This window comes from Pseudomonas sp. TJI-51 (genome assembly GCF_000190455.2).
In the GTDB taxonomy this organism is placed as follows: domain Bacteria; phylum Pseudomonadota; class Gammaproteobacteria; order Pseudomonadales; family Pseudomonadaceae; genus Aquipseudomonas; species Aquipseudomonas juntendi.
Map to the genome: position 1 here is coordinate 59979 of NZ_AEWE02000045.1, position 20224 is coordinate 80202.

Genomic DNA, 20224 nt, shown 5'->3' on the forward strand with positions numbered 1-20224 from the left:
TTACACCCAAGTCTAGTGGTTGCCCGGGTTTTTTGCCTGTGCGCCCACCTTGGCCTGGTTCGTGTTGCGCAATGCTTCTTCGGCCTGTTGCCGGCGCAGTTGCTGCCAATGCTCAAGCACCGCCGGCGGCGCCCACAACTGAGGCTCAGAGGCGTCGAAACCTTCCCTTTGTTCCCTTTCGGCAACACTGCCGCGTGCCAGTTCAAACGCCTGTTTCAGGTCGTCGGTCTGGTTCAGGGCCTGGGCGAACAGGGCTTCGCCAAAGTAGGTGAAATCAGCTTCCTCCGAGCAACCGAAGGAGACACGGTCGGCGCGTGCGGCAGTCATGATCAGGGTACGCTCATCTTTCAGCGGGGCGATATACCCCCCTGAATAGCAGGCCGAGATGACAATGACCTTGTCGCGATCCTTCAGCGGCGCAAGGGCCGTTGCCAGCTCGTCGGCGGACAAGTCGGCCAGTTGCAGGCGGGGTTGGTCGAGCACCAGCTGGTGGTCTGCGCTGCCGTGGCTGGTGAGGTAGATGAACACCAGGTCTTCCGGGCCGCTGCGCTCGGCCAGGGTGCGGGCGGCACGGGTGAGGTTCTCGCGGGTTGCCATGGGGCGGTTGGCCAGGTGGTCGCGGTGGTTGACCAGGGTCACCTGGCCGCGGGCGCCAAAGCGTACCTTGAGCATGTTGCTGACGTAGTCGGCTTCACGCAGGAACACACTCTGTTGGCCATCACCGCCCACCACCAGGCTGTACAGCTGAATCGGCGGGGCCGAGCGCGGCACTGCGGCCAGCGCCTGTTGCAGTAGCCGGCCCTGGTTGAGCAGGGCCAGGTCAAGCGGGTCGGGCAGCAGCGTGCCATGCTGGTCGCGCACGCGCACCCCGTTGGCCCACACGCCGCTTTCGACCTTGCCGTTGGGCAGGATCAGGCGCCCCTTGCCGTTGTAGGCATCGTTGAGGAAGCCGCCTACGTACTGGCTGCCGGCGGCCAGTTGCAAGCTGCCTTGGCCAGACAGCCGCCAGTCGGCGAACGTGCCTTTGTAATGGCTGCCGTCGCTGCCCAGCAATTCACCTTCGCCGATCAGCGAGCCGTCCTTGAATTGGCCGATCCAAACATCGCCATCGGCACTCTCGTAGCGGCCACGGCCTTCAATACGGTTGTCCTTGAACTCGCCGATGTACTGCTCGCCATCGACGCTGTCGTAGGTGCCGCTGCCTTGCAGTTGGCCATTGCTGAAATGGCCGCTGAACCGGTTACCGCTGGCGTCGCTGCGCACCCCCGCGCCGTTGGGCTTGCCCTTGGCGAACAGGCCCTGGTAACGGCTGCCGTCGGCCAGCACCAGCTCGCCGGCGCCGTCGTACAGGTCGTCCTTGAATTGGCCGCGGTAGGTTTGGTCGGCTTGCTTGAGGGTACCTTCGCCATCGCGGCGGCCGTGCTTGAACGTGCCGGCATAGTGGCTGCCCGGTGTGGTCAAATCGCCCAGCCCCTCGAACAGCCCTGCGGCGAACTGGCCGCGGTACACCTCGCCGTTCTGGCCGTGCCATTCGCCCTGGCCATGCCACTGGCCGTCCTTGAAGGTGCCGGCATACCAGCTGCCGTTGGGATAGTCGATTCGCCCCTCACCCTGCAGCAGGCCATCGACCACCTGGCCCCGGTAGCGCCCACCGTCGGGCAGGCGGGCATCCGGCGGCAGCAACGATTCGCCATCGCCACAGGCGGCGAGCAGCAGGACCAGGGTAATGGGGAGCAGTGGACGCATGGCGAGAACCGGGCAATAGGTCTGCCGATTATGACGCAGAATGGGATCCTGAAACAGCGAGCGCCTGCGCTGATGCACATCCCTGTAGGAGCGGCCTTGCGTCGCGATGGGCCGCGCAGCGGCCCCACGATTTCAGCTTCGCTGCAGATATCGCCGGGGCCGCTTCGCGCCCCATCGCGACACAAGGCCGCTCCTACAGGCTTTGTGCCGCTTGTGGGCCTATACCTGTCTTAAAAGCTGGCGCAACCCCTGTGGGAGCGGGCGTGCCCGCGAACACCGGCGAAGCCGGTGCCACAGGTTGAGGTGCAATCAATGCCCGCCTGGTGACACGATGATCTTCACGTTTTCCTCCTTGTTGTTCACCAGTTCCTCAAACCCCAGCTCGACAATCTGCTCCAGCCCGATCCGCCCGGTCACCAGCGGGCGAATGTCCAGCCGCCCGTCTGCAATAAAGGCAATGACATCGGCAAATTCGCCGTTGTACGCCAATGCCCCCAGCACCTGCTTCTCGGTGGATACCAGTTCGAAGAAGTTGAATTCGCTGGGCTCTTCAAAAATGCCTACCAGCACGCACTTGCCGGCCTTACGGATGGTGTCGATGGCCAGTTTGGCCGTGTGCTTGTTGCCGATGCACTCGAAGCTCACATCCGCCCCCAGGCCGCCGGTAAGCGCGCGAATCTCTGCCAGGGCATCGCACTGGCTCGGGTCGAGCACCACGCTGGCGCCGACTTCCCTGGCCTTGGCCTTGCGCGCAGATGACATTTCCAGCGCAATTACCTGCGCCGCACCGGCTGCCTTGGCGCACATGATGGTGCACAGGCCGATGGTGCCGGCGCCCACCACCACCACGGTCTGGCCCAGCAAGCTGCCGGCCTTCTTCACCGCATGCATGCCCACCGCCAGCGGCTCGATCAGCGCGCCAGCCTCTGCCGGAAAGCCCTGCGGCAAGCGGTACAGCAGGTTCGCCGGCACATTGACCCACTCGGCGAAGGCGCCGTTGTTCATCAGGCCGGTGAAGGCCAGGCGTTCACAGATGTTGTACAGGCCACGGGTACAGTAGTAGCAGGTGCCGCAATGCTGGCAGGCGTCTGCAGCCACCGGGTCACCGACGGCAAAGCCTTCGACGCCTTCACCCAGTTTGGCGATCTGACCACAGAATTCGTGGCCGAGGATGCACTGGCCCTGGATGCCGGTCAGCGGGTGCGGCGCCTCGACCGGGATGAATACCGGCCCGGCGACGTACTCATGCAGGTCGGAGCCGCAAATGCCGCACCAGTCGACCTTGATCTGCACCCAGCCCGGCGCCGGGTCGGCTGGCAGGGGGACCTGTTCTACGCGAATGTCGTTGCGGCCATGCCATACGGCAGCGCGCATGTGAGTGTGGCTCAAGTCATTCATGGTTGTTCTCCAGGCTCACGGAATAGGTTCAGTGCTTGCGCAGGAATGCGAGCAATTGCTGGTTGACCTGGTCGGCCGCCTCCATCTGCACCATATGGCCGGCTTCGGGCAGCACCAGTACTTCGGCCTCCAACCCTTCGGCATGGCTGGCCGGGATGATCGCGTCCTTGCCGCCCCACACCACCAGCGCCGGGTGCTGCCCCAGCACGCCACGCAGGTCGTGGCGTTGGCGGTCGCCTTCGGCCAGTGCCGCAGCCAATTGCTGCAGGGCCTGGTCAACGCCTTCCAGGCGCTTGAACCTGAGCATGTCTTCCAGCATCTGCCGGGTGACCAGCGCCGGGTCGGCGAACAGCTGCACCATCTGTGGCTTCAGGGCATTGCGGTTGGCTGCGCTGACGAAGCCTTGCAGGTATTGCCCGTTGATCGCTTCACCCAGGCCGGCACTGGCCACCAGGCTCAGGCTGGCCACCCGCTGCGGTGCCAGGCGCGCCAGGTTCAGGCTGACTGCACCGCCCATCGAATGCCCCCCCAGGTGCGCCTTGGCAATGCCCAGGTGGTCAAGCAGGGCCAGCACGCTCTCGCTCAGTTCATCCAGATCGCCGCGCTGCAGGGCCTTGGCCGACTCGCCATGCCCCGGCAGATCAAGGGCGATCACTCGCCGCTCGGCCGCCAGCGCCGGGTGGTTGAACAGCCAGTTGTTAAGGTCGCCGCCAAAGCCGTGCACCAGCACCAACGGCGTGCCGCCTTCACCCAGCTCGAACCAGCGCAGCAGGCGGCCGCCCACTTCAGCCTTTTGCGGGGCTGGGCCCTGGGCTTGGTCGGCGCCGCCTTCGGCGACGAACTCGGCCTGGAAGCGCTGCACCACGGCATCGATCTCGGCCTCTTCGGCTTCGCCTTCCACCACCACGGCCAGCAGTGCGCCCACCGGCAGGGTTTCATCCGGCCTGGCCACCTGGCGGCGCAGCACACCGCTGAACGGGGCCTCGACACTGCTGCTGATCTTGTCGGTCTCGACGTCCAGCACCTCGTCGCCTTTGGTGATCGGGTCGCCTTCCTGCTTGAGCCAGGTGTCTACCCGGCCCTCGGTCATCGACAGGCCCCACTTGGGCATGGTCAGGGTATGGATCTGGCTCATGCGGCACTCCTTGCAGCTTCGATCACTTTGCGCACGGCGGCCTCGATCTTCGCCGCGTCAGGGATGTACAGGTCTTCCAGGGCGTCGGAGAACGGCACCGGGGTGTGCGGTGCGGTGACCATCTCGATCGGGCCCTTGAGCGCAGCGAAAGCCTTCTGCGCCACCAGGGCACTGATATCGGTGGCCATCGAGCAGCGCGGGTTGGCTTCGTCGATGACTACCAGGCGGCCGGTTTTTTCCACGCTTTCCAGAATGCTGTCTTCGTCCAGCGGGCTGGTGGTGCGCAGGTCCAGTACTTCGCAGTCGATGCCCTGGCGGGCCAGGTTGTTGGCGGCCTCCAGGGCTACATGCACCATGCGCCCGTAGGTGACCAGGGTCACGTCATCGCCATCACGCAGGAAGTTGGCTTCGCCGAAGGGGACCGTGTACACCTCTTCCGGCACCTCGCCCTGCATGCTGTAGAGCAGCTTGTGCTCGCAGAAGATCACCGGGTCGTTGTCGCGGATCGCCTGAATCAATAGCCCCTTGGCGTCGTAGGGCGAGGATGGGCACACCACCTTCAGGCCTGGAATGTGCGTCCACAGCGAGGTGAGCATTTGCGAATGCTGGGCCGCTGCGCGCAGGCCTGCGCCGTACATGGTGCGCATCACCAGCGGGGTGACTGCCTTGCCGCCGAACATGTAGCGAAACTTGGCGGCCTGGTTGAGTATCTGGTCCAGGCAGCAGCCGGCGAAGTCCACGAACATCAGCTCGCACACCGGGCGCAGGCCCTGGGTGGCGGCACCGACCGCTGCGCCGACGTAGCCGATTTCCGACAGGGGAGCGTCCAGTACTCGGCCCGGGAACTGGTGGTACAGGCCTTTGGTCACGCCCAGCACGCCACCCCAGGCGTCTTCCTCACCGGGCGCCCCGGCACCGCCGGCAACGTCCTCGCCAATGATGAACACACTGTCGTCGCGGCGCATTTCCTGGGCCAGTGCTTCGTTGATGGCCTGCTGGTAGCTGATCTTTCTTGCCATGGTGGTTCTCCTGTTGTTCTTGTAATGCGCGGCTCAGGGGTAGGCGACGTAGACATCGCTGAGCAGGTCGGCGGGCAGTGGCTTGGGGTCGGACTTGGCGCGGCGCACAGCGTCTTCGATCAGGTCCTCGACGCGTGCGTCGATGGCGTCCAGCTGCTGGGCCGTGAGCAGGCCGGCGCGGGTGGTCTTGTCGCGGAACTGCATCAGGCAGTCGCGCGATTCGCGCAGGTTCTTGACTTCATCCGCCGCGCGGTAGGTTTGCGCGTCGCCCTCGAAATGGCCGTAGTAGCGGCTGAGCTTGACCTCGACCAGCGATGGCCCTTGCCCGGAGCGGGCGCGCTCGATGGCCGCACCGGCGGCCTCGTACACGGCAAAGAAATCGAAGCCGTCGATGGTCACCCCGGGCATGCCGAAGCCGGCCGCGCGGTCGGCGATGTGGTCGCAGGCCACCGACCAGTTGGAGGCGGTGGCTTCGGCGTAGCCATTGTTCTCGGCGACGAAGACGCACGGCAGGTTCATGATCGACGCCATGTTCATGGCTTCGAATACCGCGCCTTCGTTGGAGGCCCCGTCGCCGAAGAACGCTACCGCCACGTCGTCGCGCCCCTTGAGCTTGGCCGCCAGTGCTGCGCCGGCCACCAGGGGGGCGCCGGCACCGACGATACCGTTTGCCCCGAGCATGCCTTTCTCCAGGTCGGCAATGTGCATCGAGCCACCCTTGCCACCGCATACGCCGGTCTTCTTGCCGTAGATTTCGGCCATCATGCCGTACACATCCACGCCCTTGGCGATGCAATGGCCATGGCCGCGATGGGTCGAGGCGATGCAGTCGCTGTCGCGCAGGTGGGCCATGACCCCGGCAGCCGAGGCCTCTTCGCCGGCGTAGAGGTGCACGAAACCGGGGATTTCGCCAGTGGCGAACTCCACGTGCAGGCGTTCTTCAAAGGCGCGGATGGTGCGCATCACTTCATAGGCATGCAGCAGTTGTTCGGTACTGAGTTGATTGGACATGTTGTTGTTCTCCGGGGTTGTCTCAACACGGGTTTGCAGGGTGCAGTCGATGGCCGCGAGGCACGGCCAGCAGGTGGTGACGGGCGGCATGCGCCAGCACGGCCTCGACGTCCACACTGAGCGGGCCACGGTGGTCGAGGGTGATGGTGGGGGTGTCGTGTTCGGCGAATTCGATTTCGCGCTCGCCGTCCAGGGCCAGGGTGCCGCTGGCCAGGCTGAGGCGGTGGGCAACATCGGGCAGCAGCGTGCCGCTGGCGGTGATGCCACAGGCTTGCAGCAGGCCGGGGGCCAGCGGCGCGAGCAGTGCCTGTTCAGCGCCGGGTGCCAGGCGAACCCAGGCGCCGTGCGGGGCCTGGCGCGACACCGGGCACCACAGGCCACACAGCGCCGACAGGCCGATGGCATGCGGTTCGGCGAAGCAGGCGAAAACTTCGGCAAGGTCTTCGCGGCGGCTGAGTGCGCGGGCGCCGATGAAACGCTGCGGTGACACTGCCACTTCCACCAGGGCCCATTCGGCCAGTTGCTGCTGCGGCACTGTCACCACCAGGCGCTTGTTGCGGCGCAGGCCAATGCTGGCCGGTACCCGGCCGGTGGCCAGCAGGCCACCGGCAAGGCCGGCGCTGGTGGCCTCGCGCAGTTCGGGGAAGGCATTGTTGGTGCCGGTGGATAGGGTCAGCAGTGGCACATCTTGCGCCTCGGCGGCGACGGCCTTGTGGGTGCCATCGCCCCCCAGCACGGCGATCAGCGCCACACCGCGCTCGACCATGCGTCGGGTGGCCAGGCGGGTGTCGGCTACGGTCTGCGACAACGGCAGGTCGAGTATTTCGATGGCTGGCCAGTGCTGGTCGAGCGCAGCCGGGCCGTGGCTGGCCTTGAGCACGGCGGCGGCGATGCCGGTCATGTCGCTGGGCAGCAGCACCTGGCCGATGCCGGTGGCGCCGAAGGCGGCCAGCAGGCGCTGGATTGCCGAAGCCTTGTCGGTGCTCGAATAGAGCCCGGCGCTGGCCGTCAGGCGGCGCAGGTCACGGCCGGAGGCAGGGTTGGCAATGATCCCGACAAGCGGGGCGGGTAGCGGCATGGCGCACCTCGTATTCTTGTTTGCCAAGACAGGAGCAAGGGCGGTGCCAGCTTTGCCCAAGGGCGCCGAAGGGGCCGTTGCAGAGCGCTTTGGCCTGCCTTGGTGGCGGCTGCAGGGCGGGCACGGCGAGACGCGCGGTGCCAGTGCGCAGCCGCGTTGGGCGAGACGCTGAGACGCTGCGTCTCAAGCCAGCCGGTAACCACACAGTGCTTGTCGGGGCGGGCGCGCAAGCGCTTAATGGCCGAACAACGATAAAAACAGCAACGAGAACCGGAGGGCCCGAATGCTTGCCGCGAACTCCCGAGCCCATGTCGATTGCGTCAGCAGGGTGCTGAAGAATGCCGACCGCCTGCCACAGGCGCCGGTACCGCCGCTGATCCTCGATTCATGGCGCCGTTCCATGGAGCTGTACCGCCTGGACCCCGCCTCCCAGCAGGGCCCGCGCATCCTTTCCCAAAGCCTGCTCAATGAGTGCCGTGAACGCGCGCAGCTGTTTCTGCGCATCGCCAGCGACGCCGTGGCCCGCCTGCACGAGCGCGTGCGGGGCGCCGACTATTGCGTGCTGCTGACCGACGCCCAAGGGCGCACCATCGACTACCGGGTCGAATCGGCCATTCGCAACGACTGTCGCAAAGCCGGCCTGTACCTGGGCACTTGCTGGTCGGAGGGCGAGGAGGGTACCTGTGGCGTGGCGGCGGTGCTCACCAGCAAGGCCCCGGTCACGGTGCACAAGCGCGACCACTTCCGGGCGGCGTTCATCGGCCTGACCTGCACGGCGGCCCCGGTGTTCGACCCGTTGGGTGAGTTGCTGGGGGTGGTGGATGTGTCTGCTTTGCAGTCACCGGACGACCGCCGCAGCCAGCACCTGATCCGTCAGCTGGTCGAGCAAACCGCTCGCGACATCGAAAACGCCTTTTTCATGCACACTGCCCAGGGCCACTGGGTGATGCGCGCCCATGGCACCCCGGGCTATGTGGAAAGCCAGCCTGATTACCTGCTGGCCTGGGATGCCGATGGTCGCCTGCAGGCCATCAACAGCCTGGCCCGGCAGCGCCTGGTCGAACGCCTGGGCCGTTTGCCGGTGCACATTGGCGAGCTGTTCGACATGGACCAGCTACGCCGGGTCAGCGCGTCGTCGGCCCAGCGCCTGCCTGGCCTGGGTGGTTTGTACGGCCGGGTCAGCGCCCCTCGGCAACGCCAGCGGGCGCAACCGCTGCAGCAGGCCCAGGACAGCCGCATTGAACAGCGCCTGCGCTTGGCTACCCGCGTCAAGGACTGCAACCTGGCCGTGCTGGTGCTGGGTGAAACCGGGGCCGGCAAGGAGGTGTTCGCCCGTCAGTTGCACCAGCAGAGCCAGCGCCGTGACGGCCCCTTCGTGACCCTGAACTGTGCAGCCATCCCCGAGAGCCTGATCGAGAGCGAGTTGTTCGGTTATGTGGCGGGGGCTTTCACCGGTGCTTCCAGCAAAGGCATGCAAGGGCTGTTGCAGCAGGCCCACGGCGGTACGTTGTTCCTCGACGAGATCGGTGATATGCCACTGAACCTGCAAACCCGGTTGCTACGGGTGCTGGCCGAGGGCGAAGTGGCGCCGCTGGGCGCGGCGCGGCGGGAGCGGGTGGATATCCAGGTGATCTGTGCCACCCACCGTGATCTGGCGGCAATGGTAGAAGACGGGCGTTTCCGCGAAGACTTGTACTTCCGCCTGGCCAATGCCCGCTTCGAGTTGCCGCCGCTGCGTGAGCGGGAGGACCGGTTGGGGCTGATTCACCAATTGCTGGCCGAAGAGGCTGCGGCCTGTGGCGTCGAAGTTGTACTGGCGGACGATGCCTTGCAGGCGCTGCTGGTTTATCGCTGGCCGGGCAATTTGCGCCAGCTGCGGCAGGTGTTGCGCTATGCCTGTGCGGTCTGCGAGGGCGGGCAGGTGCGGGTGCAGGATTTGCCGCAGGAGGTGCGGGGTGGGGCGGTAGGCTCGGTTGCAGGCGGGGTGTCGTGCCCGGCGCGGCAACTGTTGCTGGATGCGCTGATTCGCCATCGCTGGAAGCCGGCCGATGCGGCGCGGGCGTTGGGCATTTCGCGCGCAACGCTTTATCGGCGGGTGCATGAGCATCATATCGAGATGCCGCGGATGAAGGGGTAACCTGCGGTCCCTGTAGGAGCGGCCTTGTGTCGCGATGGGGCGCGCAGCGGCCCCACGATCTCAGCTTCGCCGCAGATATTCCCGGGGCCGCTTCGCGGCCCTTTCGCGACGCAAGGCCGCTCCTACAGGGGTGTGTGAGCCTTGGGTAAGCAATAAAAAACCCCGGCACAAGTCCGGGGTTCTGGTCCATCACACTACACGATCACTCCTGGTTGGCCAGTTTGTGCTCGAGGTAGTGAATGTTGACGCCGCCTTTGCAGAAACCTTCATCACGCACCAGGTCGCGGTGCAGCGGGATGTTGGTCTTGATGCCGTCGACGACGATCTCGTCCAGGGCATTGCGCATGCGCGCCATGGCTTCATCGCGGTCTTTGCCGTAGGTGATCAGCTTGCCGATCAGCGAGTCGTAGTTCGGGGGTACCGAATAACCGCTGTACAGGTGCGAATCCACGCGCACGCCGTTGCCACCTGGGGCGTGGAAGTGCTTGACCTTGCCTGGGCTCGGGATGAACTTCTTCGGGTCCTCGGCGTTGATCCGGCACTCCAGCGAGTGGCCACGGATGACAACGTCTTCCTGGCGGAACGACAGCTTGTTGCCAGCGGCGATGCTCAGCATCTCCTTGACGATGTCGATACCGGTGACCATCTCCGACACAGGGTGTTCAACCTGCACCCGGGTGTTCATCTCGATGAAGTAGAAGCGGCCGTTTTCGTACAGGAATTCGAACGTACCGGCACCGCGGTAGCCGATCTCGATGCACGCATCGACGCAGCGCTTGAACACTTCCTGGCGGGCCTTTTCATCGATACCCGGGGCTGGTGCTTCTTCCAGGACCTTCTGGTGGCGACGCTGCAGCGAGCAGTCACGGTCACCCAGGTGAATGGCGTTGCCCTGGCCGTCGGACAGCACCTGAACTTCCACGTGGCGTGGGTTGGTCAGGAACTTTTCCAGGTAGACCATCGGGTTGCCGAAGGCAGCACCGGCTTCGGTGCGGGTGAGCTTGGCCGAGGCGATCAGGTCCTCTTCCTTGTGCACCACGCGCATACCGCGACCACCACCGCCACCGGCGGCCTTGATGATCACCGGGTAGCCGACGTCACGGGCGATTGCCAAGGCGACTTCTTCGTCTTCCGGCAGCGGGCCATCAGAGCCCGGTACGGTCGGTACGCCCGACTTGATCATCGCGTCCTTGGCCGAAACCTTGTCGCCCATCAGGCGAATGGTGTCGGCTTTCGGGCCGATGAAGGCGAAACCGGATTTTTCCACCTGCTCGGCGAAATCGGCGTTTTCCGCCAGGAAGCCGTAACCCGGGTGAATCGCGGTGGCGCCAGTCACTTCGGCGGCAGCGATGATCGCCGGGATATGCAGGTAGGAATCCTTCGACGATGCAGGGCCGATGCAGACCGACTCGTCTGCCAGGCCCAGGTGCATCAGTTCACGGTCGGCAGTGGAGTGCACGGCGACGGTCTTGATGCCCAGCTCTTTGCAGGCACGCAGGATCCGCAGGGCAATTTCCCCGCGGTTGGCGATCAGGACTTTTTCGAGCTTCCCAGACATCGTTGGCTCTCCGCGATTCAAACGATGGTGAACAGCGGCTGGTCGAACTCAACCGGCTGGCCGTCTTCTACCAGGATGGCGTCGATGACACCGCCAACATCGGCTTCGATGTGGTTCATCATCTTCATGGCTTCGACGATGCACAGGGTGTCGCCCTTCTTCACGCTCTGGCCAACTTCAGCGAAGTTCGGCGAGGTCGGCGAAGGTTTGCGGTAGAAGGTACCTACCATTGGCGAACGGATCACGGTGCCTTTCAGCGCCGGGGCAGCAGCAGCAGCGGCTTCGGCGGCTGGCGCAGCAGCGGCGACCGGGGCAGCAGCGGCCGGGGCGGCAGCCATCGGGGCCGGTGCGTAGAACTGCTGGGCAGCTGGGGTCTTGCTGTGACGGCTGATACGAACCGACTCTTCGCCTTCCTTGATCTCCAGCTCGTCGATGCCAGACTCTTCCAGCAGCTCGATCAGTTTCTTGACTTTACGGATATCCATTAATCATCAACTCCCAAAGGTTCGGTCAGGGGGCGAAATACAAAAACGTATCTAGAACGTTTCTCTGGAACCCCGGCCCATCGAGGCCGGGGTTTTCATCATTTGGGCTGTGCGTTGGCAGCCAGTTGTTCCAGTGCAGACTCCAGGGCCAGGCGATAACCGCTTGCGCCCAGGCCGCAGATCACCCCTACGGCCACATCGGAAAAGTAGGAGTGGTGACGGAACGGTTCGCGTTTGTGCACGTTGGACAGGTGCACTTCGATGAATGGGATGCTCACCGCAAGCAATGCGTCACGTAATGCGACGCTCGTGTGGGTGAAAGCAGCCGGATTGATCAGGATGAAGTCCACACCCTCGTTGCGTGCCGCGTGAATGCGGTCGATCAATTCGTATTCGGCATTGCTCTGCAGGTACTGCAGATGGTGGCCTGCGGCGCGGGCACGTTGCTCCAGGTCCTGGTTGATCTGGGCCAGGGTCACGGCGCCGTAGTGGCCAGGCTCGCGAGTACCGAGCAGGTTGAGGTTGGGGCCGTGAAGCACCAGTAGCGTTGCCATCTGTGGATTCCTTGGATTTGTAGGGCAATTCGACACAGCGCGGCGAGTGTGCCGTAAAGCGACGGCAAGTGTCCAGTTCCCGGCAATAGCCAGCACGATGTCCGAGATTCGCGCGAAGTATGTGACCAAATATTTAAATCTGGTCACCTAATCGAGGATTTTTCCCGGCCCGCGGGAAGTTATAGACCGAGTTTGCCGCGCACGCGCGTGAGAATCTGCGCGAATTCCCCGGCATTTATCTCGCCAATCACCCGATCGGCGGTAATTTCGCTGCCGTTCGCGGCAAAGAACAACAGCGCAGGCGGGCCGAACAGTTGGTACCGGTCAAGGAGCGAGCGTTGCTCGGCGTTGCTTGCGGTGATGTCGAACCGCAGCAGCTTGAACGCCGCCAGTTGCGGCTGCACCTGGGCGGCGTTGAGCACCTCGTGTTCGATGACCTTGCAACTGATGCACCAGTCGGCGTACCAGTCCAGCAACACCGGTTGGCCGGCTGCCTTGGCCTGTGCCAGCGCGGCATCCAGGGCTTGCGGGGTGGTGATGGTTTGCCAGGCCTGCGCTGTGGCCGCGGTGGTACCAGCGCTGGCCGCCTGGCTGGGCACGGGCAGTGGCCGCAGCGGGTCGCCCTGGCCACTGAGGGCGCCATACCAGCAAGCCAGCGCGTATACCAGCAAGGCCAGGCCGAGCAGTTGCGCCAGGCGCTGGCGCGCAGTCTTGACCACGAACTCCAAGGCGCCGAGGAACAGTGCCACGCCTGCGGCAAGCAGGCCGACCAGCAACAGGGTTACCGGGCCGGGCAGCACCCGGCTGAGCAGGCCGATGGCCAGCCCCAGCAGCAGTACGCCGATGGCGTTTTTCACGGTGTTCAGCCAAGGGCCGCTTTTCGGCAGCCAGGCTGCGCCACCGGTGGCCACCAGCAACAGTGGCGCGCCCATGCCCAGGCCCAGGGCGAACAGTTTGAGCGCCCCGCCCAAGGCATCGCCGCTGGCGCTGATGTACAGCAGCGCGCCTGCCAGGGGCGCCGACACACAGGGCGAAACCAGCAGGCTGGAGAGCACGCCGAGTACTGCAGCGCCCAGTAGCGAACCGCCCTTGGTGTGGTTGGCGACGTTGTTCAGGCGGTTATTCAGGGCTTGCGGCAGCTTCAGTTCGAACAGGCCGAACATGGCCAGGGCGAACACCACGAAAAACAGCGCGAAGGGCACCAGTACCCAAGCCGATTGCAGGCGTGCCTGCAGGTTCAGGCCGGCGCCGAACAAGCCCATCAGCGCGCCGAGTGCGGCGAAGCTGGCGGCCATTGGCAGTACGTACGCCAGCGATAGCGCCAGCCCGCGTGGCCCACCGACCTGCCCGCGCAATACCACGCCGGAGAGAATCGGCAGCATCGGCAGCACACAGGGGGTGAAGGTCAGGCCGACCCCGGCGAGGAAGAACAGCAGCAGCGATTTCCAGCTCCAGGCCTGCTCGATTGCGCCAGGGGTGTTTGTGCCGGCTTCGCCATCGATGCTCAGCCGTGCGGTTTCCGGCGGGTAGCACAGGCCCTTGTCAGCACAGCCCTGATAGCCCACCAGCAGGGTAAAGGCACGCGGATCGTTGCGCGGCAGTTCGATATCGAGCACGCCGTGGTACACCTCCACGTCGCCGAAGAACTCATCGTGCTTGGCCTCGCCCTTGGGGATGTTCGGCGTGCCCAAGGCGATGTCGGCGGGTTCGGTGTGGAACTGGAAGCGGTGGCGGTAGAGGTAGTAGCCGTCGGTGGCGATGAAGCGCAGCTTGATGGTATGCGCATCGGCCTGGATCAGGTCGAGCTTGAACGCCTCGTGCACTGGCAGGAAGTCGGCGTTGTTGGCCAGCGAAGCGGCGCCGAGGGTGGCGCTGGGGCGGTTGTCGAGCAGGCCGGTGGCGAAGACAGGGCTGGCCAGCAGCAGGAACAGCAGGAAAAACAGGCGGCGCATGGCGAACTCGCGAGGTGGAACGTGCCGGGCATGATAACGGAGTTGGCGCAGGTTGAAAGGGACGGCGACACCTGGCGCCACTTGTGTATTGCCTGTGCCGGCCTCAGACCCTGAAGGCCCGCACCGCCTTGCCCAGCTCCCCGCCGAGGCTCAGCAATTGCTCACCCTGCTCACGCCCTTCACCAATGCGCTGCAGGTTGTCTTCACCCAACGCGTGAATCCGCTCGCTATGATCACGAATCTCACTCACCGCGCCAGTCTGTTGCGCGGTGACGTCGGCAATGCGTACCGCCGTATCGGCGATCGTGCGGATCGCGCTGACGATCTCATCCAGCGCGCCATCGGCGGCCTGGGCCTGGTTGGCGGTGGTTTCGGCGTGTTCGAGCTGGGTGCGCATGCCGGCCACCGACTCCCGCGCCGCCTGCTGCAAGCGGTCGATCAGTGCCTGGATTTCGCCAGTAGCCCCGGTGGTGCGCTGCGCCAGCGAACGCACCTCGTCAGCCACTACGGCAAAGCCGCGACCCATCTCGCCAGCCCGGGCCGCTTCGATGGCGGCGTTCAGCGCCAGCAGGTTGGTCTGTTCCGCAATCGAGCGTATTACCGTCAGCACCCCGCCGATGGTGGCCGACTCTTCGGCCAGTTGCTCGATCATGCGCGCATTGCCCTGTACCTCATCGACCAGTTCCCGCAAGCCCGACAGGCTCTGGCCAATCACCGCCTGGCCCTGTTCCACCGCACGCCCGGCATCGCGGCTGGCATGGGCGGCAGCGCTGGCGTCACCGGCCACTTGCTGAATGGTGGCTTCCAGCTCGCCCAAGGCGTCGCGGATCTGCCCGGTATCGCCGGCCTGGCGGTGGGCGCCATCGTGCAGCGCGGCGCTCATGCCGGCCAGGGCATGGCTGCTGCCGGCGACCTGCTCGGCATTGTGGCGAATGGTGCCCACCAGTTCGACCAGGTACTGGCGCAGGCGGTTGAGCGATGCCTGAATGTCATGCAGTTCGCGGTTGGTCTTGCCTAGGGCGATCACTTGGGCGAAGTCGCCCTCGGCCCAGCACGATAGCGCCGGGGCCAGGCCGGTCAGGGTGCGCGCCAGGCGCCGTTGCAGGGTATCGATCAACAGGGCGATGAACAGGATCAGGGCGATCATCAAACCCTGGATGATGCGCACCTCGCCGGCAATTTGGCCATGTTGGGCGCGCACTAGCGGTTCGAGCGCGGCGATGGCCTGCTGTACGGCTTCCAGGCGCTGGCCGGTGCTGGCAGCCAGGGCGGCACGGCGCTCGATCTGTTCGCGCGTGCGCTGCAATTCGGCCGGGTAGCGGCCCAGCAGGTTTTGCAGCTCACGCTTCAGGCCCACGGCGATGTCTTCCTGCCGGGCGCTGGCCTGGGTTTGCAGGCCCATCATGGCGGCGAAGTCGTCGGCACCAGAGGCTGCAGTGCGGGTGACACCGAGCAAAGGCAGGGCATCGATGGTCTGTGCCTGGCTGCGGATCAGTTGCAACTCACGCTGCACTTCGTCAGCAAGCTCCGGGCGGCCGCTGCTGACCAGCTTGTCGCGGGCCAGTGCCAGCCGGCCCAGGTGCACGCTGGCGTCGAGCAGCGGGAGCAAATAGCGGTCGGCCTCGGCAGTGCCGCTGTCGCGGGCGTATCCGGCCAGTTGCTCGAAATTGGCCCCCAATTCCCGTTCGGCCTGCAACAGCAGCGCTTGCGGGTCGCCAGCCAGCTTGCCGGCCGCCAGCAACTCGTTGCCGGTGAAGGCCTGCAGGCTGGCCAGGCTGGGGCGCAGGTTGGCCGCCAGTTCGGCGGGCCAGTCGGCCAGGGCGCCCTGCAGTTGCTGGATGGCCTGCGTGGCGGCGGCATGGCGCAGGGCATCCCCGCTGCCCAGGTAGGCGTGGATATTGCCCGCCACCTGCTGCTGAAACTGCTGGGACAGGCCCAGGTAGCGCTCCATCAGCTGATAGGGCCGTTCCAGCGCCCGTTGCGACCACCACAGGGTAGCGGCCAGGGTGAAACACACAGTCACCAGCAACAGCGTATTGAAATTGGTCAGCCACTTCAGGCGCATAGACGCGAACTTCCTGCGGAGGGGAGTGGGGGTAGGCGGCTGAAGTTATTGCGATTGTGTGACCGGATGATGACGCCGAGGGCTTGGCGTCAGAAAAAAAGTGGCAGAGTGCCTCTATCTGATGGCGCTACTGATTCCTCGCGGGCAGGGCCGTTTCAGCGCTCTACCCGTACTACACAGTTACGCCCGGCATGCTTGGCGCGGTACAGGGCTTCATCCGCCGCGCTGGCCATGGTCAACGCGTCCAGCCCCTCATCCATCTGCACCACCCCGGCACTGAAGGTGCACTGCAAATCCTGAGGCTGTGCCGGGTAGATGATGTCGGCAAAGCGCCGACGAATCTCGTCAAGCACCTTGTGGGCGGCCTCCAGCGCGGTATTGGGCATGACGATGGCAAATTCCTCGCCGCCGTAACGGCCAATGAAGTCGGTCTTGCGCAGGCGCTGCTTGAGGAACAGCGCCAGGCTCTTGATTACCCGGTCCCCCATGGGGTGGCCGTGGCGGTCGTTGATCTTCTTGAAGTGGTCGATGTCGAGCATGGCGAAACTCAACGGCTGCTGCTCACGGCGGGCGCGGAAGCTGCAATCCTCAAGCAATTGCAGAATATGGGTGTGGTTGTACAGCCCGGTCAGGCTGTCACGCACCATGCGTGCCTTCAGGTGCCGCGCGCGGGCCGCACGGTTGCGCACGGTGGTGATCAGGTGGCGCGAGCGAAACGGCTTGGTCAGGAAGTCATCGCCGCCTTCGCTCATGGCATCCAGTTGCTTGTCCAGGTCGTCTTCGGCGGACAGGTAGATGATCGGCACGCTCACATAGCGGTCACTGTGGCGGATCACCTTGGCCAGTTCCGGGCCGGTGCAAGCCGGCATGTACAGGTCGAGAATGATCAGGTCGGGCTGAAAGTCGGCCAGCTCGGCCATGGTGCGGATCGGGTCGGTCAGGCTGCGGGTCAGCATGCCGGCGCTGGCCAGCACCCGTTCGGTGTGCAGCGCCTGGGTGCGTGAGTCGTCGATGATCAGCACTCGCAATGGGTCGTGCGGGCCGGCGTTGGTCAGCAATTCGACCTTTTCCAGCAGGCTGGATGCTTCCAGGCTGCCGGTCAGAAAGTCCTGCCCACCGGCGCGCACGGCAGCCAGGCGCGTCGGTGTGTCAGCTTCGTGGTGGCTGAAGAACAGCAGCGGAATGTTCTGCGCCAGGCCGTGTTGTACCTGGGCGGCCAGCAGCAGGCCCTGGCCGCTGCCGGTGAAGTCGACATCCATGATGATGGCCGCAGGCGGGTATTCGCCGACCGAAGCCAGAAACGCGGCAGCGTTGGGCAGCGCCTGCACCAGCAGCCCGAAGAATTCCAGTTGCTGGGCCAGGCGCTGGGCCCGCTCGTGGTCCTGCAACAGGATGTACACCGGCTTGCGCAGGGGCACCAGTACCTCGTCAAGGGAGTCGTCCTTGCGCAGGCCGCTACGCGACAGTTGCGGGTCGGGGCACAGCGGGCTTGGCTCGACGGCTTGGCTCATGACCTGGCTACTTGTAGGTTGGGATATGCAGGGGCAATGATGGCTCTATGCTAGCAGTTCTTTTCCCTCGCATGAGTGCCCTGCATCAACATTGCGTTCAGAACGAATATTCAGTTACCGACTGATTGGTCGCTTATGCGTAAGGCGGTGTCTGCTTTATAGTGCTGCCACGCGGGCTTGCCGTGGCACCCTGGCGCAGGCCTGTGGTCAAAGCCCCTGAACCGTCGTGACTGATTAAGGACAAAGCCATGCTGGATTGGAAAAACCGCGAGGCCAAAGCCGAGCCCCGTGAGCGTGTCGACGGCCGCGGCGCTGCCGCCCGTAGCTACCTTGGCGGCCTTTGGAGCCGAGCCCTGGGAACCCTGATCGGGTTGTATCTGCTGGTGTGCATCGGCTTGGGCTGGTACTGGAGCCAGGAACCTGCGCTGTTCCCGGTGCAGCAGAATGCCCAGGCTGCTGCCGAGCGCAATGGCCAGCAGATGGTGATTGGCTACACCACCGTGGAAACCCTCAAGACCGTGGCCGGCACCCTGCTGAACAAGCCGGGCGGCTACATTTCCAACGACCGCTTCCCGCCAGGGCTGTGGATGGACAACATGCCGAGCTGGGAGTACGGCGTGCTGGTCCAGGTGCGCGACCTGTCCCGCGCCTTGCGCAAGGACTTCGCCCGTTCGCAGTCGCAATCTACCGAAGACGCCGACCTGGCCAAGGCCGAGCCGCGCTTCAACTTCGACAACAAGAGCTGGATCCTGCCCTCGAGCGAGTCGGAGTTCGAAGAGGGCATCAAGTCGCTGTCGCGCTACCAGACCCGTCTGGCTGCTGGCGACAAGGGCGCGATCTTCTATACCCGCGCCGACAACCTGAACAACTGGCTGGGTGACGTCGCCACCCGCCTGGGTTCGCTGTCGCAGCGCCTGTCGGCCAGCGTTGGCCGGGTCAAGCTCAACACCACGCTGAAGACCGAGTCGGTGGTTGCCGGCCAGGCGCCGCAAGTGGACGAAGAGCTGGTGGAAACCCCATGGCTGCAGATCGACAACGTGTTCTACGAGGCCCGTGGCCAGGCCTGGGCGCTGTCGCACTTGCTGCGTGCCATCGAGGTCGACTTTGCCGATGTACTGGCGAAAAAGAATGCCACGGTCAGCGTGCGGCAGATCATTCGTGAGCTGGAAGCCTCGCAAGAGCCGCTGTGGAGCCCGATGGTGCTCAACGGCAGCGGTTTCGGCATGTGGGCCAACCACTCGCTGGTCATGGCCAACTACATTTCCCGGGCCAACGCTGCGGTCATCGACCTGCGCCAGTTGCTGTCGCAGGGTTGAGCATGGCCATCAGCGCCAACGAGGCCGCCCACCGGGCGGCTTCCGACCGTGAGCTGGTCACCTGGGTCGACGAAGCCGACCAGGTACTTGGCGCCTTGCCCCGCGCCGAGCTGCGTGAGCGCGGCCTGATTGGCCGCTGCACGTTCATTCTGCTGTTCAACAGTGCTGGTGAGTTGTGTGTACACCGGCGTACCTTGAGCAAGGCGCTGTACCCAGGGTACTGGGATGTGGCAGCGGGTGGCATGGTCACGGCCGGCGAAGGGTATGCCGAGTCGGCGGCGCGTGAACTGGCCGAGGAGCTGGGCATTGAAGGCGCGGCACTGCGTTTTCATGAGCGGTTCTACTTTGACCAGCCCGATAACCGTTTGTGGTGTGCGGTGTATTCGGCGGTGTCGGATGCGCCGCTGCGGTTGCAGCCGGAAGAGGTGATCGAGGCGCGGTTCATTGGCCTGGCGCAGGCTGAGGAAGAAAGCCTGATGAAGCCGTATTGCCCGGATTCGCTGGCGGCGTTGCAGCGCTACAAAGCCAGCCTGGGATGACGTGGGGACCGCTTTGCGGTCCTTTCGCGACGTAAGGCCGCTCCCACATCGATCGGCGTATGCAGGACCTAGTGGGAACGGCCTTGCGTCGCGACAGGGCTGCAAAGCAGCCCCAGTTTCCGGGTAGTCGCAAAACATTCGCAAAATGCCGCAATCCTGTACTTAGCAATCGCCGCATTTATCGTTACACTGCGCGCCCTTTTCGGGCTGCCGCATGTCTTGCAGCAGTAGCGCCGCCCCTGCCAGAGTGGGGCTTCGCGGTCGGCCTCATCCCTAAGGTACGACCAGTTTTTGTCCTCTGCACCGAGGAACAAAAGTGGCCAAGAAAGCTTCTTCTTTCGCCGCCCTTGGCGGTCTCGTTTACTCCACCGACGCCGGTCGGCATTGCCCCGACTGTGGCCAGCCGGTGGATGCCTGTACCTGCAAGCAGCAGGTCATCCCCGAAGGCGATGGCATTGCCCGTGTGCGCCGTGAAAGCAAAGGCCGCGGCGGCAAGACCGTGACCACCGTCACCGGTGTGCCGTTGCCGCCCGATCAGCTCAAGGAGCTGGCCACCACCCTGAAGCGCCGTTGCGGTACCGGTGGCGCGTTGAAGGATGGGGTCATCGAAATCCAGGGCGACCATGTCGAGCTGCTGATCGCCGAGCTGATCAAGCAGGGCTTCAAGGCGAAAAAGTCCGGCGGCTGAGCCGGCGCGCATTTTTGCCCAGTGCTTTCTAA

At 64.7% G+C, this 20224-nt stretch carries 16 protein-coding genes; 4 read left to right on the forward strand and 12 right to left on the reverse strand.

The window, feature by feature from the left end; all coding sequences use genetic code 11:
* Nucleotides 1-12 precede the first annotated feature (12 nt).
* From G1E_RS10405 to G1E_RS10430, 6 genes are all read right to left on the reverse strand, one after another.
* On the reverse strand, nt 13-1746 hold the full coding sequence (locus G1E_RS10405; protein ID WP_047149807.1) for a C13 family peptidase: 1734 nt from the start codon (nt 1744-1746) through the stop codon (nt 13-15).
* Nucleotides 1747-2055: 309 nt separating this feature from the next.
* Nucleotides 2056-3120, reverse strand: a complete 1065-nt coding sequence (locus G1E_RS10410; protein WP_232961674.1) for a 2,3-butanediol dehydrogenase — start codon at nt 3118-3120, stop codon at nt 2056-2058.
* 52 nt (nt 3121-3172) lie between these two features.
* A complete protein-coding gene (locus tag G1E_RS10415) occupies nt 3173-4279 on the reverse strand; it encodes an acetoin dehydrogenase dihydrolipoyllysine-residue acetyltransferase subunit (protein WP_009685755.1) in 1107 nt (368 codons plus the stop codon).
* Nucleotides 4276-5298, reverse strand: coding sequence for an alpha-ketoacid dehydrogenase subunit beta (locus G1E_RS10420; RefSeq protein ID WP_009685756.1), 1023 nt, complete (start codon nt 5296-5298; stop codon nt 4276-4278). The genes G1E_RS10415 and G1E_RS10420 overlap by 4 nt, the downstream gene beginning before the upstream one ends.
* A gap of 33 nt (nt 5299-5331) precedes the next feature.
* Nucleotides 5332-6309 carry a thiamine pyrophosphate-dependent dehydrogenase E1 component subunit alpha gene (locus G1E_RS10425; RefSeq protein ID WP_009685757.1) on the reverse strand — a complete coding sequence of 326 codons (978 nt, stop codon included), beginning with the start codon at nt 6307-6309 and terminating at the stop codon, nt 5332-5334.
* 22 nt (nt 6310-6331) lie between these two features.
* Nucleotides 6332-7387: an ATP-NAD kinase family protein gene (locus G1E_RS10430; protein ID WP_047149809.1), complete on the reverse strand. Its 1056-nt coding sequence runs from the start codon at nt 7385-7387 to the stop codon at nt 6332-6334.
* 283 nt (nt 7388-7670) lie between these two features.
* On the opposite strand from G1E_RS10430, the gene G1E_RS10435 reads away from it, so the two are divergent.
* A complete protein-coding gene (locus tag G1E_RS10435; protein WP_009685760.1) occupies nt 7671-9524 on the forward strand; it encodes a sigma-54-dependent Fis family transcriptional regulator in 1854 nt (617 codons plus the stop codon).
* Nucleotides 9525-9726: 202 nt separating this feature from the next.
* Here G1E_RS10435 and accC read toward each other — a convergent pair whose 3' ends face one another.
* From accC to G1E_RS10465, 6 genes are all read right to left on the reverse strand, one after another.
* Nucleotides 9727-11082, reverse strand: coding sequence for an acetyl-CoA carboxylase biotin carboxylase subunit (accC, locus tag G1E_RS10440; RefSeq protein ID WP_009685761.1), 1356 nt, complete (start codon nt 11080-11082; stop codon nt 9727-9729).
* 17 nt (nt 11083-11099) lie between these two features.
* Complete coding sequence (gene accB, locus G1E_RS10445) at nt 11100-11567, reverse strand: acetyl-CoA carboxylase biotin carboxyl carrier protein (RefSeq protein ID WP_009685762.1); 468 nt, start codon at nt 11565-11567, stop codon at nt 11100-11102.
* A gap of 98 nt (nt 11568-11665) precedes the next feature.
* Nucleotides 11666-12121: a type II 3-dehydroquinate dehydratase gene (aroQ, locus tag G1E_RS10450; protein WP_003255330.1), complete on the reverse strand. Its 456-nt coding sequence runs from the start codon at nt 12119-12121 to the stop codon at nt 11666-11668.
* A 179-nt stretch (nt 12122-12300) separates the two neighbouring features.
* Nucleotides 12301-14073: a protein-disulfide reductase DsbD gene (locus G1E_RS10455; RefSeq protein WP_009685763.1), complete on the reverse strand. Its 1773-nt coding sequence runs from the start codon at nt 14071-14073 to the stop codon at nt 12301-12303.
* A gap of 103 nt (nt 14074-14176) precedes the next feature.
* Nucleotides 14177-16138 (reverse strand): methyl-accepting chemotaxis protein, encoded by a 1962-nt coding sequence (locus G1E_RS10460; protein WP_009685764.1) that lies wholly within the window; start codon nt 16136-16138, stop codon nt 14177-14179.
* A 155-nt stretch (nt 16139-16293) separates the two neighbouring features.
* The gene (locus G1E_RS10465) at nt 16294-17649 is read right to left on the reverse strand and encodes a diguanylate cyclase (RefSeq protein ID WP_009685765.1); all 1356 of its coding nucleotides are present in this window, start codon (nt 17647-17649) and stop codon (nt 16294-16296) included.
* A 248-nt stretch (nt 17650-17897) separates the two neighbouring features.
* Between G1E_RS10465 and G1E_RS10470 the strand changes: the two genes are divergently transcribed.
* The 3 genes from G1E_RS10470 to G1E_RS10480 all read left to right on the forward strand — a co-directional run bounded on the left by G1E_RS10470 (nt 17898) and on the right by G1E_RS10480 (nt 20192).
* Nucleotides 17898-18965: a DUF2333 family protein gene (locus G1E_RS10470; protein ID WP_009685766.1), complete on the forward strand. Its 1068-nt coding sequence runs from the start codon at nt 17898-17900 to the stop codon at nt 18963-18965.
* 2 nt (nt 18966-18967) lie between these two features.
* Nucleotides 18968-19504, forward strand: coding sequence for an NUDIX hydrolase (locus tag G1E_RS10475; protein WP_009685767.1), 537 nt, complete (start codon nt 18968-18970; stop codon nt 19502-19504).
* Nucleotides 19505-19820: 316 nt separating this feature from the next.
* Nucleotides 19821-20192 (forward strand): translation initiation factor Sui1, encoded by a 372-nt coding sequence (locus G1E_RS10480; RefSeq protein ID WP_009685768.1) that lies wholly within the window; start codon nt 19821-19823, stop codon nt 20190-20192.
* Nucleotides 20193-20224 lie beyond the last annotated feature (32 nt).

Excerpts from the sequence above, each read along its gene's own strand:
- G1E_RS10425 (WP_009685757.1), bottom strand. The coding sequence starts at position 6,309 with ATGTCCAATCAACTCAGTACCGAACAACTGCTGCATGCCTATGAAGTG.
- G1E_RS10465 (WP_009685765.1), bottom strand. The coding sequence starts at position 17,649 with ATGAGCCAAGCCGTCGAGCCAAGCCCGCTGTGCCCCGACCCGCAACTG.
- aroQ (WP_003255330.1), bottom strand. The coding sequence starts at position 12,121 with ATGGCAACGCTACTGGTGCTTCACGGCCCCAACCTCAACCTGCTCGGT.
- G1E_RS10475 (WP_009685767.1), top strand. The coding sequence starts at position 18,968 with ATGGCCATCAGCGCCAACGAGGCCGCCCACCGGGCGGCTTCCGACCGT.
- G1E_RS10455 (WP_009685763.1), bottom strand. The coding sequence starts at position 14,073 with ATGCGCCGCCTGTTTTTCCTGCTGTTCCTGCTGCTGGCCAGCCCTGTC.
- G1E_RS10435 (WP_009685760.1), top strand. The coding sequence starts at position 7,671 with ATGCTTGCCGCGAACTCCCGAGCCCATGTCGATTGCGTCAGCAGGGTG.
- G1E_RS10470 (WP_009685766.1), top strand. The coding sequence starts at position 17,898 with ATGCTGGATTGGAAAAACCGCGAGGCCAAAGCCGAGCCCCGTGAGCGT.
- G1E_RS10420 (WP_009685756.1), bottom strand. The coding sequence starts at position 5,298 with ATGGCAAGAAAGATCAGCTACCAGCAGGCCATCAACGAAGCACTGGCC.
- G1E_RS10410 (WP_232961674.1), bottom strand. The coding sequence starts at position 3,120 with ATGCGCGCTGCCGTATGGCATGGCCGCAACGACATTCGCGTAGAACAG.
- G1E_RS10405 (WP_047149807.1), bottom strand. The coding sequence starts at position 1,746 with ATGCGTCCACTGCTCCCCATTACCCTGGTCCTGCTGCTCGCCGCCTGT.
- accB (WP_009685762.1), bottom strand. The coding sequence starts at position 11,567 with ATGGATATCCGTAAAGTCAAGAAACTGATCGAGCTGCTGGAAGAGTCT.
- G1E_RS10460 (WP_009685764.1), bottom strand. The coding sequence starts at position 16,138 with ATGCGCCTGAAGTGGCTGACCAATTTCAATACGCTGTTGCTGGTGACT.
- accC (WP_009685761.1), bottom strand. The coding sequence starts at position 11,082 with ATGTCTGGGAAGCTCGAAAAAGTCCTGATCGCCAACCGCGGGGAAATT.
- G1E_RS10415 (WP_009685755.1), bottom strand. The coding sequence starts at position 4,279 with ATGAGCCAGATCCATACCCTGACCATGCCCAAGTGGGGCCTGTCGATG.
- G1E_RS10430 (WP_047149809.1), bottom strand. The coding sequence starts at position 7,387 with ATGCCGCTACCCGCCCCGCTTGTCGGGATCATTGCCAACCCTGCCTCC.